This window comes from Streptomyces jeddahensis (assembly GCF_001642995.1).
GTDB classification, from domain to species: Bacteria; Actinomycetota; Actinomycetes; order Streptomycetales; family Streptomycetaceae; genus Streptomyces; species Streptomyces jeddahensis.
This window is the reverse complement of the sequence record NZ_LOHS01000089.1, coordinates 142,851-159,757: the sequence shown is the minus strand read 5'-3', so window position 1 is coordinate 159,757 and position 16,907 is coordinate 142,851. Positions and strand designations below refer to the sequence as shown.

Sequence of the window (16,907 nt, the reverse complement as noted above, 5' to 3'; positions counted from 1 at the left end):
CCGGACAGCCGGGCGGCGGCCTGCCCGCGCCGCACCGTGGGGACGGGGACCCCGGCCGGGCGGGTCCCTCCAGAGCGGCGAGACCCGCCCGGCCTCTCATGCGCCGCAGGGCTGCCCCGCGTCGGTGTGCGTCCGGGCGGGCTCAGACGTTCTGCCCGTTGCCACCGCCCCCGGAGAAGGCCTTGATCCCCTTCGTGATCTCATCGATCACGGACACCTTCGGGGCCTTGTCGCTGACGTCGATCCCGAAGCGAACGACGACGAGCTTGTCCTTGTCGGACGGTGACGGGAACACCAGGGACTCGACATAGCCGTCGTCACCCTTGGCCGTGACGACCTTCCAGCGGACCTGGTAACCCTTCTGGCCTGCCACCGTCACCGCCTTCGACACCAGCTCGTCGTGCGCGGTGATCCTGCCGTAGAGCTTTCCGCCGTAGGACTGCTCGGCATTCTTCTCGATGTCGGCCTTGGCCGCGGCCTCCGCGCTGGTCGCCTTGATGTCCAGCGCCTCGGCAGGCACCGAGAACGCCCCGCCGCGTACGCACTTCTCGGAGGTGTCGCCCGGGCACGTGTACGTCCCCGTCGTCACCCCGGCGCCGAGCCCGGACTTGCCGGTCCAGCCGTCCGGAACGGGCAGGCTGATGCCGCTCGCCAGGTCGGTCGCATAGCCGTCCTCGAGCTGAGGGCCGCCCGACGGTCCGCCGGACTCGGGCGCCCGCGGCGCGCCGCTCTCTCCGCCCGGCCCGCCCCCGCGTCCACCTGGCCCGCTGGGAGCCGACGGTGCCGAGTCGGCCCGGTCACGGCCGCCCCCTCCGTCGTCGGCCGTAAGGGCGTAGACACCGCCGACGATGCCCGCCAGCACCGCGAGCGCCGCACCGGCACCGATGGCCGTACGCAGGCCGCGCCGCGGGGACTTGGCCGGATACGCGGGGTACGCCGGATACGGCGGCGCACCGGGCGGCAGCGCCGGGGGACCCCAGGCACCGGCCGATCCCACAGGACGGGTCTGATCCGTCCACACATGTCCGTCCCACCACCGCTCGGTGCGGGGACCGTCACTTGTCTGCCCCGGGTCGGGATACCAGCCGGGAGGAGTCACCTGCGTCATGGACGCCACAGTATGAGCCCTGCCTGAAATCCCCATGAGAGGGGCGGCTCTGGGGCCTGTGTCGGAAGGCGCTGGCCTCGAAGCGGCGAAAGCTGACCGACTCCTCACCTCGACGGCACTACTCCGGATAGGCTCGAGATCCGAACGTCGACTCAGCAGTTCACAGCGGTTGTCAGCGACTTCAGGAGGTAGCCGAATGACGCAGGGCCGGTCTGGACGGTTCGTCCCAGCCCCGCTCTGGGAGCGCGACGCCGAACTCGCCGAGGCCGCTGCGACGGTCGACGCGCTCCACTCCGGTGCGACATCCGGCAGCCTCCTCGTCTACAGCGGCGAAGCCGGCATCGGAAAGACCGCGCTGCTCACCGAGATCGGCCGCATCGCGGAAGGCCGCTGCACCGTCTGGTCCGCGCGCGGCGGCGAGACCGTCACCTCCGTCCCCTTCAACGTCCTGCGCCAGCTGCTGCAGCCCGCTCTCGTCGCACTGACCGAGGAGGAGGCGCGGGAGTACCTGGGCGACTGGTACGACATCGCAGGGCCCGCCCTCGGCATCGCCCAGCCGACGGGCCGTCAGGCCGACCCGCAGGGTGTGCTGAACGGCCTGGTCGCCGCGGCCCACCGCCTCGCCCGCCTCCACTGGCCGCTCGTGCTGCTGGTGGACGACGCACACTGGGCCGACCAGGAGACGCTCCAGTGGCTCGCCGCGTTCGCCGAACGCCTCGACGACCTGCCCGTGCTCGTCGTCGTCGCCCACCGGCAGCGCGACACCGCCGACGAACATGCCCGCCAGCTGGAGCGCATCGGCGCCGCCGCGCGCCCCCGCACCGTGCTGCACGCCCTCACACCCGACGCGACGGCGGGTCTCACCCGCGCCACGCTCGGCGAGCACGCCGACGCGCCGTTCTGCCGCGAGGTCTGGGCGGTCACGGGCGGCAACCCGTACGAGGCGGTGGAGCTGCTCGCGAAGGTGCAGGACAGCGAGCTGGAACCCGTCGAGGCCTCGGCCGCCGAGCTGCGTGAGCTCAACCGCTCGGCCCGCGGCCGCGGCCTCGTCGACCGCATCGAAGCCCTGGGCACCGACGCCATCCTGTTCGCCCGGGCCGCCGCGATCCTCGGCACGGGCATCTCACTCGAACTCGCCGCCTCGATCGCCGGGATGGCGTACGACGACGCCGAACGCTGCGCGGAGGTCCTGCGGACCGCCCGTATCCTCACCGGCGGCCAGAGCCAGGACGGCAGCACGCGGCTGGAGTTCGTCCACCCCCTGGTCGCCAGTACCGTCTACCAGTCCATCCCGCCCGCGACCCGCACCGCGATGCACGGCCGCGCCGCATGGGCGGTCACCCGGTCGGGCCGAGGCGCCGCAGCCGCATCCCGGCACCTCCTCGAAGTGCACCCGGACGACGACCCGGAACTCGTCGAGCAGATGCGCGAAGCCGCCCGCGAACACCTGGCCGTGGGCGCACCGGACGCGGCCCGCCGCTGTCTCGAGCGGGCCCTGCGGGAGCCACCGCTGCCGGACGTCCACGCGCACGTGCTCTACGAACTGGGCTGCGCCACCTTCCTCACCTCGCCCGCCACCACCATCGGCCACCTGCGCGAGGCGCTGGGCATGCCCGGCCTGGAACGCGACGTGCGGGTGGACGCCGTGTGCCGTCTCTCGCAGGCGCTCGTCCACAACGACCAGCTGGAAGAGGCGGTCCGCATCGTCGACGACGAGGCCGCGCGGCTGGAACCGGGCCCCGAGCGGATGCGGCTGATCGCCATGCACTACATGTGGGAGGGCATCCACGTCGGCGAGCAGGACTCGCCGGGCCGCTCCCGCAGCCTCGCCGAGCTGGCCGGATCCCTCACCGGCCGCGACAACTCCGAACGCGCCCTGCTGATACTGCGCGCCTTCGACGCGATGACGCGCGGCGAGAACGCCGAGGTGGTCGTCGAGCTCTGCGACCGGTCCCTGGAGAACGGACGCCTCGCCCCCGGTCTCGGCTGGACCGACAACGAATGGGGCTTCGAACTCCTCCTCATGCTCGGTGTCTCCTACCTGTTCGCGGACCGGATCGACCGTGCCGAGAGCCTGTTCACCGAGGCACTGCGCGCCTACGAGACCGCCGGGTGGAGCGGCGGCCACCTCGCCTTCGCACACGCCGGCGTCGGCTATGTGCACCGCAGGCGCGGACGACTCAAGGACGCCGAGGCGTATCTGCGCGAAGGCCTGCGCCTCGCCGACCAGGTCGGGCGCGGCCTGCCCATGCACTGGGACGCGGCCTGCATGCTCATCGACACGCTGCTGGCCCGCGGCCACGTCGACCAGGCCCAGGAGATCGCGGACCGCTACGGCTTCGCACCGCCCTACCCGTCCACGATCGTCGTACCGGACGCCCATTCCGTACGCGGCCGCCTCCTGATGCTCTCAGGACGTACGAAGGAGGGCGTGACCGAGTTGGAGGCGGCCGAGGCGGCTGCGGCCGCCCGCGGTCTGCACAACCCCGTCATGGCGCCGTGGGCGTGCTGCCTCGCCCGGGCACTCGCCATGGACGATCCCGAACGCGCGGCCGACCTCGCCGCCCAAACACGGCGCCAGGCCGAGAAGTTCGGCACCGACACGGCGATCGGTGAGGCCCTGCGCTGCCAAGCGGCCCTGGAGAAGGGACAGCGGTCCGTCACCCTGTACGCCAAGGCCGCGGCCCACCTCGAAGCGTCGCCCTGCGCCTACGAACACGCCGTGGCCCGCGTCGAGTACGGCATAGCGGCCCGCTCGGTCGCCGAACTCACCCGCGGCCTCACCCTGGCCCGCTCCTGCGGCGCCGACGGCTTGGCCGCCCGCGCTCAGGAGGTGCTGGACACGGGGCGCGGCCTGCGCTGACCTGGACAGTCGCCGTCCATCGCCTGACGGGCCACGTCAGCCCGTCCGGCGACGGACGACGAGACCTTCAGGGCGAGCCCGGTCTCGGGGCGGAGCCCCAGCGAGGTCCAGACGCAGCGCCCCGACCGCGTCAGGACTCTGCCGCGTCCTCCTCGGCCAGCACCCGCTGAGCCACCGCGAACGCCGAGTTGGCCGCAGGGACACCGCAGTACACGGCGGTCTGCAGCAGCACCGCGCCGATCTCCTCGGGCGTCAGGCCGTTGCGCCGGGCCGCCCGCACATGCATCGCCAGCTCGTCGTAATGACCGTGCGCGACCAGCGCCGTCATGGTGATCAGGCTGCGCTCGCGGCGCGTCAGGGTGGGGTCCGTCCAGATCTCGCCCCATGCGTAGCGCGAGATGAAGTCCTGGAAACGGGCCGTGAAGCCGGTCGTCCGCGACTGGGCGCGGTCCACGTGCGCGTCCCCGAGCACCTCGCGGCGCACGCGCACACCCCGCTCGGCATCGCCGGCGAAGTGCGCCCGCAGAGCCGTGAGTACGGCTTCGGGCCGCTCGGCGGGGGCGAGGTGCGAGGCGCCGGGGAGCTCGACGAGCGTGGAGCCGGTCACCGCGTCGGCGATCTCGCGCAGATGGGCGGGCGGAGTCGCCGGATCCTCGCGGCCCGCGATCAGCAGAGTCGGCGCGCTGATCGAGGACAGCTCGTCGCGGATGTCGTACGCGGCGAGTGCGTCGCAGCACGCGGCGTACGCGTCCGGGGCCGCGGTGCGGTGGTCCTCGACCAGGGCGGGCACGGTGAAGCCGGGTGTGAACCAGCGGGTCGGCGCGTTCTCCGCGAGAGTTTCCAGGCCCTCGCGGCGTACGAGTGCGGCACGCTCCTCCCAGGGCGCTCGCCCGTTGAAGTGGGAGGACGAGCAGATCACGGCCAGGCTCGCAACGCGCTCGGGATGGTGCACGGCCAGATGCAGGCCGACGGCCCCGCCGAGCGACACCCCGGCGTACGCGAAGCGGTCGATGCCGAGCGACTCGGCGAGCGAGAGGACGAGGTCCGCCAGATCGCCGACCGTGGCGCCGGGGCCGATCAGGTCGGCGGGGGAGCCGCCGTGGCCGGGCAGGTCCCAGCGTATGACGCGGTGGGTGACGGCCAGTTCGGGGGCCACGTCGTCCCACAGCGCGGTCGACGTGCCGAGCGAGGGGCCGAGGATCAGCGGGGGAGCGGTGGCCGGACCCTCGGTGCGGTGATGCAGCAGCTTGCCGGTGGGCGTGGTGTTCAACGTCGCTCCGTGGTGTTCAACGTCGCTTCAGGGCGCGGTCGGTGAGGGCTCCGGCGGAGCCGGTGTAGTGGGTGGGGTCGGTGAGTTCGGCGAGGTCCAGGCCGACGAGGTCCGGTGTTTCGGCGAGGATGTCCGAGAGCGCTCTCCGCTCCGTGCGGGTGCGCTTGGCGGCATCCGTGAGCAGCGCCTTCGCGCGGGCCCGGCCCAGGTGCGGGGTGAGCTCGGCGGCCAGCCGTTCGGAGACGATCAACCCGTGGGTCAGGTCCAGGTGTGCGCGCATCGCGTCCGGGTGCACCTGGAGCCCCGCGGCGAGCTCGGCCGCATCGCTCGCGGCACCGCCGGCCAGCCGGAGCAGGTCGCGCAGCGGTTCCCACTCGGCGTGCCAGGCGCCCGGGGGGCGCTCGTCCTCGGCGGCGAGTGAGCCGTACAGCGTGGCGGCGAGGTGCGGGGCGCGGCGGGCGGCGGCCGCGATCAGCGTGGCGCGCACCGGGTTCGCCTTGTGCGGCATCGCGGAGGAGCCGCCACCGGTGCCTTCCGAGAGCTCGCCGATCTCCGTACGGGAGAGGGTGAGGACGTCGGCCGCCGGCTTGCCGAGAGCGCTCACCGTGAAGGCGAGCGCGGACGCGAGGTCGGCGACGGGCGTGCGGAGGGTGTGCCAGGGAAGCCCGGGCTCGGCGAGGCCGAGTTCGCGGGCGTAGGTGGTAACGAGCGCTTCCACGGCGGGGAGATCGGCACCGAACGCGGAGAAGGCTCCCAACGTGCCTGCTGCGCCGCCGAGTTGGGCGGGCAGCGCGTCCCGTACCGCCCGGACACGGTCCCGTGCATCCAGAACGAGCGAGCGCCAGCCCGCCGCCTTCAGGCCGAAGGTCGTCGGCACCGCGTGCTGGGTGAGGGTGCGGCCCGGCATCACCGTGTCGCGGTGGGCCGCGGCCAGCCGGGCCAGGGCCTCCTCCGTGCGGGCCAGATCGGCCAGGACGAGGTACAGTGTCCGCGACGCGACCAGCATCATCGCGGTGTCCATGATGTCCTGGCTCGTCGCTCCCCGGTGCACATACGGCGCGTACTCCGCGGGCACGGCGGCCGTGAGGTCGCCGACCAGCGGGATCACTGGATTGCCGCCGCCCCGCGCCCGCAGCGCGATATCGCGGGCGTCGAAGCGGGCGGCGTCGGCCGCCGCGGTCACCGCGTCGGCCGCCGCGGCCGGGGCGAGCCCGGTGGCCGCCTGGGCGCGGGTGAGCGCGGACTCCGCGTCGAGCAGCGCCTGGAGGAAGGCGGTGTCGCTGGTGGCGCTCTCAGCGGGGGAGCCTGCCCGCCCGGGGGCGAGCAGGCCGGCGTCGGGATCGACGGATGTCACTGGAACTCCAGGAAGACCGTTTCGCCTTCGCCCTGAAGGCGGATGTCGAAACGGTACGTCCGGTTCGGCTCCTCGGCAGCGAGCAGCGTGGCCCGGCGATCCGCCGGCAGCCCGTCCAGCAGCGGGTCGGCGCCGTCCGCCAGATACGCCCGCGTGTACAGGTGGTGCAGCAGGCCGCGCGCGAACACGCACACGCTGATGTACGGCACGCCCGCGTTGCCCGGCGGCAGCGTGTACAGCGCGTAGTGACCGTCGGCGTCCGTGGCGACCCGGCCGAAGCCGGTGAAGTCGACGCCGTTGCGGCCCAGGAACCCGCCGGTCACCGGGTCGCGCCGCAGCGAACCGGGCGCGCCCTTCAGCGAACCGTCGGGGCCCGCCTGCCAGAACTCGAGTATCGCGTCCGGAACGGGATTGCCCTCGCCGTCCAGCACGTATCCGTGTAGGGCGATCGTGTCCGGGTGGCCCTTCGGCGCGACCTGCTCGCCCTCGGGGAAGGGCAGCGCGTAGCCGTAGAAGGGGCCGACGGTGTGGGACGGGGTGGGCAGAAGCGTCTCGCTCATGGGGCTTGTCTCGCTCATGGGGCTTATCGGCCTTCCTCGATCCAGGTGGCGGAGGGACCGTCCAGGACGATGTCCCACTCGTAGCCGAGCGAGAACTCGGGCTGCGACAGGTCGTGGTTGTACGCCGCGACCAGGCGGTTGCGGGCCGACTCGTCCGTCACCGACCGCAGGATCGGGTCGTAGCGGAACAGCGGGTCGTTCGGAAAGTACATCTGCGTCACGAGCCGCTGCGTGAACGCCGTGCCGAACAGCGAGAAGTGGATGTGCGCGGGGCGCCACGCGTTGGTGTGGTTGCGCCACGGGTACGCGCCCGGCTTGATCGTGGTGAACCGGTAGCGGCCCTCGTCGTCGGTGAGGGTCCGGCCGACACCGGTGAAGTTCGGGTCGAGCGGCGCCGGGTGCTGGTCGCGCAGGTGCGCGTACCGGCCGGACGCGTTGGCCTGCCAGATCTCGACCAGCTGGCCGCGCACCGGACGCCCGTCGCGGTCGAGCAGCCGGCCGGAGACGGTGATCCGCTCGCCGAGCGGCTCGCCCTGGTGCTGGATGGTCAGGTCGTTGTCGATGTCGGTGATGTCGGTCGGCCCGAAGACCGGCCCGGACAGCTCGACCGTCTCCGGGTCGCCGCCGTTCACGGCGACCAGCGGCTGCTTGGGGTGGCGCAGCACGGAGCTGCGGTAGGGGGCGTAGTCGCGCGGCGGGTGGTTCTGTACCGGGGCGCCCGCGGCGCGCGCCTTGTCGTAGGCGTTCTGGAGGTCGTTGACCTCGATGTCGATGTCCGACTGAGTGAGAGCCATGGGGGTTCCTGGGCTTCCTGCCGTACGGGAACGGGGGTCAGCGGGGGCGGATGGGGTTCAGCGTTCGAGGACGAGGGCGAGGCCCTGTCCGACGCCGATGCAGAGGGTGGCCACGCCGGTGCCGGAGCCGGCGGCGGCGAGCTGGTGCGCGACGGTGCCGGCCAGGCGGGCACCGGAGGCGCCCAGCGGGTGGCCGATGGCGATGGCGCCGCCGCGCGGGTTGAGGATCGCGGGGTCGAACTCGGGCCACTCGGCGACACAGCCCAGCACCTGGGCGGCGAACGCCTCGTTCAGCTCGAGCGTGGTCAGGTCGCCGAAGGTCTTGCCGGCCTTCGCGAGGGCACGGTTGACCGCCTCGACCGGGGCGAGGCCGAAGTAGTGCGGGTCGATCGCTGAGACGCCGGAAGCGGAGACGCGGGCCAGGGGTTCGCGGCCGGTGGCCTTCAGGCCCTCCTCGTCGACGAGCAGCAGGGCCGCCGCACCGTCGTTCAGCGGAGAGGCGTTGCCGGCGGTCACGGTGCCGTGGTCCTTGCGGAAGGACGGCTTCAGCTTGGCCATGGCCTCCAGAGAAGCGCTCTCACGGATGCACTCGTCGCGGTCGAACACCACCGGCTCGCCCTTGCGCTGCGGGATCGACACCGGGGCGATCTCGCCGTCGACCAGGCCCGCGGCCTGCGCGGCAGCGGCCTTCTGGTGCGATGCGAGCGCGAACTCGTCCTGCTGCTCTCGCGTGATCTTGTGCTTCTCGGCGATGAGCTCGGCCGATTCGCCCAGCGGGATGGTCCACTGCGGGTCCATCTTCGGGTTGACCATGCGCCAGCCCAGCGTGGTGGAGTACAGCTCGGTGTGCCCGGCCGGGAAGGGCTTGTCGCTCTTGGGCAGGACGTAGGGTGCACGGGTCATCGACTCGACGCCGCCGGCCAGGGCGATGGAGACGTCGCCGAGCGCGATGGCCCGTGTGGCTTGGATGACGGCCTCGAGGCCGGAGGCGCACAGCCGGTTGACGGTCACACCCGGCACCGAGGTCGGCAGTCCGGCGAGCAGTCCGGCCATGCGGGCCACATTGCGGTTCTCCTCGCCCGCTCCGTTGGCGTTGCCGAAGAACACGTCCCCGATCCGGGACGGGTCCAATTCGGGTGTACGGGCGAGGAGTTCACGGATCGCGTGGGCGGCCAGGTCGTCCGGGCGGACGCTCGCCAGGCCCCCGTTGTACTTGCCGAACGGCGTACGGACGGCGTCGACGATGTAGACGTCCCGCAGGCTCATGACTGGATCCCTTCGGAGCTCTCTCCGGCGATGTCCTCGGCGGCGCGAACCTTGGCCGCGGTCTTGGCGACGATCTCCTCGGTGGACACGCCGGGAGCGGTCTCGACGAGCAGGAGACCGTCCTCGGTCACGTCCAGTACCCCGAGGTCGGTGATGATGCGGCCGACGCAAGACTTGCCCGTGAGCGGCAGATCGCACTTCTCGACGATCTTCGGGGAGCCGTCCTTCGCGGTGTGGGTCATGACGACGATGACCTTGCGGGCGCCGTGCACCAGGTCCATCGCCCCGCCGATCCCCGTGATCATCTTGCCGGGGATGGCCCAGTTGGCGAGGTCGCCGCCCGCGGAGACCTGCATGGCGCCGAGCACGGCGACGTCGATGTGCCCACCGCGGATCATGCCGAACGACAGCGAGGAGTCGAAGTAGGAGGCGCCGGGGAGGACCGTCACCGTCTCCTTGCCGGCGTTGATCAGATCCGGGTCGACCTCGTCCTCGAGGGGGTACGGGCCGACGCCCAGGATCCCGTTCTCCGACTCCAGGACCACCTCCACGCCCTTCGGGAGATAGTTCGGGATCAGCGTCGGCAGTCCGATGCCGAGGTTGACGTACTGGCCGTCCTCGAGCTCGCGCGCCGCACGCGCGGCCATCTCCTCACGCGTCCAGGCCATTACTCGCTCACCGTCTCTCGTGCCGCAGGCGCGGAAACCGTCCGCTTCTCGATGCCCTTGTCGGCCGCCTCCTCGGGCGTCAGCGCGACCACGCGCTGCACGAAGATGCCCGGCAGATGCACCTCGTCCGGATCGATCTCGCCCGGCTCCACCAGCTCCTCCACCTCGGCGATGGTGACCTTGCCCGCCATGGCCGCGAGCGGGTTGAAGTTGCGGCTGGACTTGTTGAACACCAGGTTCCCGTGCCGGTCGCCCTTCGCCGCGCGCACCAGGGCGAAGTCGGTGCGGATCCCGTGCTCGAGGACGTACTCGACGCCGTCGAACTCGCGGACCTCCTTCGGCGGCGAGGCCAGCGCGACCCCGCCCTGACCGTCGTACCGCCACGGCAGACCGCCGTCCGCGACCTGCGTGCCCACGCCCGCCGGGGTGTAGAAGGCGGGGATGCCGCAGCCGCCGGCGCGCAGCCGCTCCGCGAGCGTGCCCTGGGGGATCAGCTCGACCTCGAGCTCGCCGCCCAGGTACTGCCGGGCGAACTCCTTGTTCGCGCCGATGTAGGAGCCGGTCACGCGGGAGATGCGGCCCGCGGACAGCAGGATCGCCAGACCCGAGTCCATCGCTCCGCAGTTGTTGGACACCACGCCGAGGCCCGAGACCCCGAGGTCGTACAACGCCTTGATCAGTACGTTCGGCACGCCGCTCAGGCCGAACCCGCCGACGGCGAGCGTGGCGCCGTCGGGTACGTCGGCCACGGCCCCAGCGGCTGTGGCGACCACCTTGTCCATCCGTGAAGCCTCATCTCTTCCCAGCACCCGTGCCCTGACGCGCCATGATTAGTCAGGGCACTGATTATTTCTGCGAGGTTTCCACACGCTGCCATCGGATCGTTGAGCCGTCAAGACCCATGCGAGATGGCGGCCAGGGAGCTCGACAGACGAGGGCTTGAGCCTGAGTATTGTTCAGTACACGAACGGAATCCGAGCGAACGGAATCCGATGGCGGAAATTCTGGAGGAACGCATATGGCCGGCGCGGTGGACCTGACCACCCATCCCGGGCACCTGGCCCGGCGGCTACAGCAGGCCCACTACCTGCTGTGGAACTCGATGGTGTCCGAGGAGATCACCTCGCCCCAGTTCGCCGTCATGAACGCGCTCGTCGCCGAGCCTGGGCTCGACCAGCGCACCGTGGGCGCGCGTGTGAACCTGGACCGCTCCACCATCGCGGAGGTCATCAGCCGGCTCGGCCGCCGCGGTCTGCTCGACAAGGTGCGCGACCCGCAGGACGGCCGCCGCTACCTGCTCCGGCTGACCGAGGACGGTGTGCGGACGCACCGCAAGCTCACGGTCCGCACGGCCCGTATGAACCAGGTGTTCCTCGCCCCTCTCTCCGCCGAGGAGCAGAGTGCTTTCATCGAACTGATCCGGCGCGTCGCCGACGCCGCGGAGGGGCTGCGCAACCCGGGGGAGCCGCTGGTGGCGCAGTCCTGAGGCGGCGCCGCACGAGGACGTCGAGGGTGCCGATCCCTGGACGACGAGCGCGATCCCTCACGCTTTCGCGAACACCACCCACACCTGACCGGGGGCGAACGTCATCGGCTTGCCCTCCGCCGTGGTGAACTCCGTCCCGTCCTCCGCCGGAGAGCGCTCCCACCGTGCGTCGTAGGCGCGCCCGTCACGCAGGACGACCGCCGTTCCCTCGCCCACCGTCTCCGAGAACGGGGACACACTGCCCGATCGGTCGTGGAACCGGGAGTCCCGCACGGTGACGTACTGGACGACGACGGTGGAGGCGGCGAGCCGCTTGCCCTCGGCCGTACGGGCCGCGGTGCCGTCCATGGTCACCAGCCACTTCTTCGGCTCCGCGGACCAGGTGAAGGTGAAGCGGGCGGAGGGGAAGCGGACGGTCCGCTCGGCGGTGGCCTTGCCGCCTCCCGGCGCCGCACCGAACCGGAACCCGGTGCTCGCCAGCCCGCCCGGCTGCTGCTCGGCCTTCAGCGCCTCGGGCCGCAGATAGAGGTTGTACGGCGCGGCCCGGTCCCTACTGCGGAAGTACGCCCCCGAAGGGGCCTTGCCGGGAGGCACGGCGATGAGCGGCGCCGCGTCGATCAGCGGCTGCAGTTTCGACTGCGCCCCCGAGTAGGCCAGCGTCGGACGGTCGAACTGCCGCAGCAACTCCAGATCCGTCTCGCGCGCACTGCGCACCGGCCCCACGACGGACGGAAGCTGCGTCGCGTACAGGGCCATCAGCCGGCTCAGCCCGCCCTCCACCTGCTCGACGTACACGACGTCCGCCGCGTCCAGGCCGGTCTGCGGGCGCGCCGGACGCACGTTGTCGATCTTCACGGCGAGTACGGAGCCACCGCCGCCGGGCCCGGAGCTCTCGGACGCGGATGGCCGCTCACCGGGACGCGAGCCGTCGTCCGAACCGCCCCCCGCCGTGCAGCCGACGGCCAGCGCCGTCAGGACCGCCACCGCGATCGCTCCGAGACGTATGCGTGTCAGCGCTCCACCGTTCACGTCGGCCCCCGCGTCCGCGTCATCGAATCATCTGCCGATGGACATACCCCCTTTTGCTGGGCATACCCCGACGGCGGTCGGCCGGTTGTAACGCCCGCATGGCGGAAGTACAAAGGCGTTATTGCGGCACAGTGCAATCCAGGGACGGCTCTTGACCGTTTCTTGGAGCACGGATAACTTCGGCGGCATGTGGATATCTCAGCGGTTCACGCAGCGGCGCGCTGTCGATCTGATGCGCGTCTCCGGTGCTCTCTGTCGCTGACCTTCGCCGGCTCCAGTCCGCTGCTCTGCGGGCGCTCTTGTCTGTGCCCATGATCCGCATTTTCCAGCGCTCCCAGCGCTTCCTTTCCGCGCCTTCGTGAAATGTCCTGCAGGCCTGCGTGGGGCTCTGCGGATGTGATGGAAGGTCTTGCAGAAGTCCTCCTGAAGGTCCTGAAGAACCGGGGAACACACCCATGTCCGAACGCACCCGGGTTGCGCTCTGCGCTGCCCTGATCGCCCCGCTGCTGCTGTCCGGCTGCGCCGGCACGCAAGCATCGACCGCCGACTCGAAGAACGTCGCCGACGTCAAGATTCCCGAAAAGGTGGACCCCGGCACGACACTCACCATCGGGGCACCGGATATCAAGGTCGCCCTGAAACTCTCCGGTCAGGCAGACAAGTTGCCCTTCACAGTGAAATGGGCGAACCTCAGCGGCGGACCGCAGTGCTCCGAGGCGTTCCGGGCCCATTCTCTGGATGTCTGCTCTGCTGCGGAAATACCTTCCATTCATGCCCACTGGACAGGCCTGGACACGAAGTTGGTGGCGGCCAGATTCCGCAAGGACCCGATCAAGCACCCCACCTACGAACTCGGGATCGCCCCCGGTGCCGGCATCGACACGCTGAAGGACCTGCGCGGCAAGAAGATCGCCTACAGTCCCGGGCAGGCCCAGGGCGCCCTCGTCCTGCGTATCCTCGCCAAGGCCGGGCTCACCAAGGACGACGTGGAGCTCGTCGAACTGCCCAGCACCGGCGATGTCTATCCGACCGCGCTGGGCAGCCGCCAGGTGGACGCGGCGCCGCTCGGGAGCGTCAACATCAAGCGCTATGCCGTCAAGTACGGCAAGGACGGCGGCAAGACCATTCACCACGGGCTGCGCGACGATCCCGGTCATCTGTGGGTGCCGACAGAGGCCGTGAGCGACCCGAAAAAGGCCGCTGCCATCAGGGAGTTCGTCAAGTTCTGGGCGCGGGCACAGGTGTGGATCGACCAGCACCCCGACGAATGGATCGAGGGCTACTACGTCAAGGACCAGGGGCTGAGCCGCGAGGACGGCGAGTACCTCGTCAAGCTGAGCGGCCACCCCGACATCCCCGCCGACTGGACCTCGGCCATCGAACGTCAGCAGCAGACCATCGATCTCCTGGCCAAGGAGACCGGCAAGGAGAGCTTCGACGCGGAGACGCTCTTCGACCGGCGCTACGAGTCCGTCGCGGCAGACGCCATCAAGCCCGACGCGGAGGCGGGCTCATGAGCACGCACGCACCCACACTGACGAAGACCGCCGTAACAGGCGCGGAGCAGGCCGTCTCCACCGCCGCGCCTCCCGCCACTCCGCGCCGCCGCCGTCTCGGCCCGGGCCGGCCGATCCCCTACGGCTGGGCGCTCGGCCCCGTGCTGCTGCTCGCCGTCTGGGCGGCCGGGTCCGCGGCCGGCCTCATCGACCCCCGCAACCTCTCCGCTCCCTGGACCGTGGTCTCCACAGCGGGGGACCTCATCGCCGACGGACGCCTTCAGTCGAATCTCGCCACCTCCGCCCAACGCGCCCTGCTCGGGCTGCTTTTCGGTGTCGCCGCCGGGCTCGCCCTGGCCGTCCTCTCGGGGCTCAGCAGGCTCGGCGAAGGCGTCATCGACGGTCCCGTACAGATCAAGAGGGCCATCCCGTCGCTCGCCCTCATCCCGCTGCTGATCCTCTGGTTCGGCATCGGCGAGTCGATGAAGGTCATCACCATCGCGCTCGGCGTGTTCGTACCCGTCTACATCCACACCCACAACGGGCTGCGCACCATCGACAACCGCTACGCCGAGCTCGCCGAGACGGTGCGGCTCACGCGCCCGCAGTTCCTGCGCCACGTCGTCCTCCCGGGCGCGCTGCCGGGGTTCCTGCTCGGCATGCGGTTCGCCGTCACCGCCGCCTGGCTGGCGCTGGTCGTCGTCGAGCAGGTCAACGCCACCAGCGGCATCGGTTACATGATGGAACTCGCCCGCACCTACGGGCAGACCGACATCATCATCGTCGGCCTCGTCGTCTACGGCCTCCTCGGCCTGGTCTCGGACGCACTCGTCCGGCTGGTGGAGAGGAGGGCCCTGTCATGGCGGCGCACACTGGCGGGCTGACGGCCGCCACGCACCCCGGTTCGGCACGCGGCGTGGTACGCATCGCCGGGCTCGTACGCGCCTTCGGTGACCGAAAGGTCCTCGACGGCCTCGAACTCTCCATCGCAGCAGGGGAGTTCGTCGCCCTGCTGGGCCGAAGCGGCTCGGGAAAGTCCACGCTGCTGCGCGCGCTGGCCGGACTCGACCACGAGGTCACCGGCACCGGCAAGATCGACGCGCCCGCCGAGGTCTCCGTCGTCTTCCAGGACGCCCGGCTGCTGCCGTGGAAACGGGTCCTCGACAACGTGGTGCTGGGACTGCCCGGCCCCGACGCGCTCGACCGCGGCCGCGCGGCGCTCGCCGAGGTGGGCCTCGAAGGCCGCGAGAAAGCATGGCCCGTGGAACTCTCCGGTGGCGAGCAGCAGCGCGTCTCGCTGGCCCGCTCCCTGGTGCGCGAACCCGAACTGCTCTTGGCCGACGAGCCGTTCGGCGCCCTTGACGCGCTCACCCGCATCCGTATGCACACCCTGCTCAGGCGGCTGTGCGAACGGCACCGGCCCGCCGTACTGCTCGTCACCCACGACGTCGACGAGGCCATCGTCCTCGCCGACCGGGTCGTCGTCCTGGACGCCGGCCGCATCGCCGCGGACGTTCCCGTCGGGTCGGGGGTGGCGCGTCGGCACGGCAGTCCCGAGTACGCGGCGCTGCGCGACGAACTGCTGGCCCGGCTGGGGGTCGACCCGGTGGCGGCCGACCCGGCGGCCGGCGATCCACCGGCTCTCGATCCAACGGCGGAGGAGAGCGCGGCATGACCCGGCGTGAACTGCACCTCAACCTGTTCGTCTATCCCGGGGGCCACCACGAGGCCGCCTGGCGCCACCACGCGTCCGACCCCGGGCAGATCCTCGACATCGGCTTCTACCAGGACCTGGCCCGACGCGCGGAGGCCGCGGCCTTCGACGCGGTCTTCTTCGCCGACGGACCGGCCCTCGCCGACAACGTGCGCTACGCGAGCCGGTTCCGCCTCGAACCGTTCACCTGGCTCTCCGCGATCGCCGCGGCCACCGAGCGGATCGGCCTGATCGCCACCGCGTCCACCACCTACACCGAGCCGTACAACCTGGCCCGGCTCTTCGCATCCCTCGACCACCTCAGCCGGGGCCGGGCGGGGTGGAACATCGTCACCACGGGTGCGCCGCAGGCCGCCCGGAACTTCGGCCTCGATGCCCACCCCGTACACGCCGAGCGCTACGACCGGGCCCGCGAATTCGTCGACGTCGTCACCAGGCTCTGGGACAGCTGGGAGGACGAGGCACTCGTCGCCGACCAGAAGACGGGACTGTTCGCCGACACCGACCGCATCCACGCCGTGGACCACAGCGGGCCGCATCTGACGGTATATGGCCCGCTCAACATCCCCCGGACACCGCAGGGGCGACCCGTCTACGTCCAGGCCGGTTCCTCGGAGGACGGGCGCGCCTTCGCCGGCCGGTACGCGGAGGCCGTGTTCACCGCCCACCAGACGCTCGGCAGCGCCCAGGACTTCTACGCCGACATCAAGGCGCGGGCAGCCACCCTGGGCCGGGACCCCTCCAAGGTCCTTGTCCTGCCCGGCATCAGCCCCTTCATCGGCTCCACGGAGGCCGAGGCCCGCGCGCTGTACGACGAGTTCAACGAACTCACCCAGCCCGAGTACTCGCTGCAGCAGCTGCACCGCATCCTCGGCGTGCGGCTGACCGAGGAGCAGCTCGACGGTCCCGTACCGCGCGAGCTCATCGAGACCGGAGGGGAGCGCGGCAACGGCAGCCGCTTCCAGGTGATCCTCGACATCATCGACCGCGAGCAGCCCACCGTCCGCGGGCTGCTGCACCGCCTCGCGGGTGCCCGCGGCCACCGCGTCATCGCGGGCACGCCGGAGCAGGTCGCCGACCAGCTCCAGGAGTGGTACGAGCACGGGGCCGCCGACGGATTCAACATCATGCCCCCGTGGCTGCCCGGCGGCTTCGACCTGTTCGCGGACCATGTCGTGCCGATCCTGCGCGAGCGCGGCCTGTTCCGCAGTTCGTACACCGGCACGACGTTGCGTGAGCACTACGGACTGGCCCGGCCGGACAGCCAGTACGCCTCGCCGCGGGCCTGAAGCGTCTCGT

16 protein-coding genes are annotated in these 16,907 nt (G+C 71.2%); 7 read left to right on the top strand and 9 right to left on the bottom strand.

What is annotated here, in order from left to right; genetic code table 11:
• Positions 1-142: 142 nt before the first annotated feature.
• Positions 143-1,108, bottom strand: a complete 966-nt coding sequence (locus tag STSP_RS20770; RefSeq protein WP_078067359.1) for a DUF2510 domain-containing protein — start codon at positions 1,106-1,108, stop codon at positions 143-145.
• Between the two features lie 196 nt (positions 1,109-1,304).
• Between STSP_RS20770 and STSP_RS20765 the strand changes: the two genes are divergently transcribed.
• Positions 1,305-3,971 (top strand): ATP-binding protein, encoded by a 2,667-nt coding sequence (locus STSP_RS20765; RefSeq protein WP_067280146.1) that lies wholly within the window; start codon positions 1,305-1,307, stop codon positions 3,969-3,971.
• Between the two features lie 130 nt (positions 3,972-4,101).
• Here STSP_RS20765 and pcaDC read toward each other — a convergent pair whose 3' ends face one another.
• From pcaDC to STSP_RS20730, 7 genes are read right to left on the bottom strand one after another with little or no spacing between them, the layout of a single operon-like run.
• Positions 4,102-5,241 (bottom strand): bifunctional 3-oxoadipate enol-lactonase/4-carboxymuconolactone decarboxylase PcaDC, encoded by a 1,140-nt coding sequence (gene pcaDC, locus STSP_RS20760; RefSeq protein ID WP_198547396.1) that lies wholly within the window; start codon positions 5,239-5,241, stop codon positions 4,102-4,104.
• A 16-nt stretch (positions 5,242-5,257) separates the two neighbouring features.
• Positions 5,258-6,595 carry a 3-carboxy-cis,cis-muconate cycloisomerase gene (gene pcaB, locus STSP_RS20755; protein ID WP_067280144.1) on the bottom strand — a complete coding sequence of 446 codons (1,338 nt, stop codon included), beginning with the start codon at positions 6,593-6,595 and terminating at the stop codon, positions 5,258-5,260.
• The gene (pcaG, locus tag STSP_RS20750; RefSeq protein WP_067280139.1) at positions 6,592-7,173 is read right to left on the bottom strand and encodes a protocatechuate 3,4-dioxygenase subunit alpha; all 582 of its coding nucleotides are present in this window, start codon (positions 7,171-7,173) and stop codon (positions 6,592-6,594) included. The genes pcaB and pcaG overlap by 4 nt, the downstream gene beginning before the upstream one ends.
• Positions 7,174-7,178: 5 nt before the next feature.
• Positions 7,179-7,949, bottom strand: a complete 771-nt coding sequence (pcaH, locus tag STSP_RS20745) for a protocatechuate 3,4-dioxygenase subunit beta (RefSeq protein WP_067280136.1) — start codon at positions 7,947-7,949, stop codon at positions 7,179-7,181.
• Between the two features lie 57 nt (positions 7,950-8,006).
• Positions 8,007-9,209 carry a thiolase family protein gene (locus tag STSP_RS20740; RefSeq protein WP_067280186.1) on the bottom strand — a complete coding sequence of 401 codons (1,203 nt, stop codon included), beginning with the start codon at positions 9,207-9,209 and terminating at the stop codon, positions 8,007-8,009.
• A 2-nt stretch (positions 9,210-9,211) separates the two neighbouring features.
• A complete protein-coding gene (locus tag STSP_RS20735; protein WP_067280133.1) occupies positions 9,212-9,883 on the bottom strand; it encodes a CoA transferase subunit B in 672 nt (223 codons plus the stop codon).
• Positions 9,883-10,665, bottom strand: coding sequence for a CoA transferase subunit A (locus STSP_RS20730; protein WP_067280130.1), 783 nt, complete (start codon positions 10,663-10,665; stop codon positions 9,883-9,885). Before STSP_RS20730 ends, STSP_RS20735 begins: the two co-directional genes overlap by 1 nt.
• Positions 10,666-10,901: 236 nt before the next feature.
• Between STSP_RS20730 and STSP_RS20725 the strand changes: the two genes are divergently transcribed.
• On the top strand, positions 10,902-11,369 hold the full coding sequence (locus tag STSP_RS20725) for a MarR family winged helix-turn-helix transcriptional regulator (RefSeq protein ID WP_067280128.1): 468 nt from the start codon (positions 10,902-10,904) through the stop codon (positions 11,367-11,369).
• Positions 11,370-11,426: 57 nt separating this feature from the next.
• Here the strand turns inward: STSP_RS20725 and STSP_RS20720 are convergent, their stop codons facing one another.
• A complete protein-coding gene (locus tag STSP_RS20720; protein WP_067280125.1) occupies positions 11,427-12,398 on the bottom strand; it encodes a DUF3048 domain-containing protein in 972 nt (323 codons plus the stop codon).
• A gap of 187 nt (positions 12,399-12,585) precedes the next feature.
• On the opposite strand from STSP_RS20720, the gene STSP_RS41275 reads away from it, so the two are divergent.
• The 5 genes from STSP_RS41275 (at position 12,586) to STSP_RS20700 (ending at position 16,897) form a co-directional block, all read left to right on the top strand.
• A complete protein-coding gene (locus tag STSP_RS41275) occupies positions 12,586-12,660 on the top strand; it encodes a putative leader peptide (protein WP_408646339.1) in 75 nt (24 codons plus the stop codon).
• Positions 12,661-12,853: 193 nt separating this feature from the next.
• Positions 12,854-13,915 carry an ABC transporter substrate-binding protein gene (locus STSP_RS20715; protein ID WP_067280123.1) on the top strand — a complete coding sequence of 354 codons (1,062 nt, stop codon included), beginning with the start codon at positions 12,854-12,856 and terminating at the stop codon, positions 13,913-13,915.
• Complete coding sequence (locus STSP_RS20710) at positions 13,912-14,778, top strand: ABC transporter permease (RefSeq protein ID WP_067280122.1); 867 nt, start codon at positions 13,912-13,914, stop codon at positions 14,776-14,778. Before STSP_RS20715 ends, STSP_RS20710 begins: the two co-directional genes overlap by 4 nt.
• On the top strand, positions 14,754-15,569 hold the full coding sequence (locus tag STSP_RS20705; RefSeq protein WP_067280119.1) for an ABC transporter ATP-binding protein: 816 nt from the start codon (positions 14,754-14,756) through the stop codon (positions 15,567-15,569). Before STSP_RS20710 ends, STSP_RS20705 begins: the two co-directional genes overlap by 25 nt.
• The gene (locus STSP_RS20700) at positions 15,566-16,897 is read left to right on the top strand and encodes an LLM class flavin-dependent oxidoreductase (RefSeq protein WP_067280117.1); all 1,332 of its coding nucleotides are present in this window, start codon (positions 15,566-15,568) and stop codon (positions 16,895-16,897) included. Before STSP_RS20705 ends, STSP_RS20700 begins: the two co-directional genes overlap by 4 nt.
• The last annotated feature ends 10 nt before the right edge of the window (positions 16,898-16,907 follow it).

What these genes read in the sequence shown, in the direction of transcription:
- STSP_RS20770 (WP_078067359.1), bottom strand. Translation starts at nt 1,108, where the DNA reads ATGACGCAGGTGACTCCTCCCGGCTGGTATCCCGACCCGGGGCAGACA.
- STSP_RS20765 (WP_067280146.1), top strand. Translation starts at nt 1,305, where the DNA reads ATGACGCAGGGCCGGTCTGGACGGTTCGTCCCAGCCCCGCTCTGGGAG.
- pcaG (WP_067280139.1), bottom strand. Translation starts at nt 7,173, where the DNA reads ATGAGCGAGACAAGCCCCATGAGCGAGACGCTTCTGCCCACCCCGTCC.
- pcaH (WP_067280136.1), bottom strand. Translation starts at nt 7,949, where the DNA reads ATGGCTCTCACTCAGTCGGACATCGACATCGAGGTCAACGACCTCCAG.
- STSP_RS20735 (WP_067280133.1), bottom strand. Translation starts at nt 9,883, where the DNA reads ATGGCCTGGACGCGTGAGGAGATGGCCGCGCGTGCGGCGCGCGAGCTC.
- STSP_RS20730 (WP_067280130.1), bottom strand. Translation starts at nt 10,665, where the DNA reads ATGGACAAGGTGGTCGCCACAGCCGCTGGGGCCGTGGCCGACGTACCC.
- STSP_RS20725 (WP_067280128.1), top strand. Translation starts at nt 10,902, where the DNA reads ATGGCCGGCGCGGTGGACCTGACCACCCATCCCGGGCACCTGGCCCGG.
- STSP_RS20715 (WP_067280123.1), top strand. Translation starts at nt 12,854, where the DNA reads ATGTCCGAACGCACCCGGGTTGCGCTCTGCGCTGCCCTGATCGCCCCG.
- STSP_RS20710 (WP_067280122.1), top strand. Translation starts at nt 13,912, where the DNA reads ATGAGCACGCACGCACCCACACTGACGAAGACCGCCGTAACAGGCGCG.
- STSP_RS20705 (WP_067280119.1), top strand. Translation starts at nt 14,754, where the DNA reads ATGGCGGCGCACACTGGCGGGCTGACGGCCGCCACGCACCCCGGTTCG.
- STSP_RS20700 (WP_067280117.1), top strand. Translation starts at nt 15,566, where the DNA reads ATGACCCGGCGTGAACTGCACCTCAACCTGTTCGTCTATCCCGGGGGC.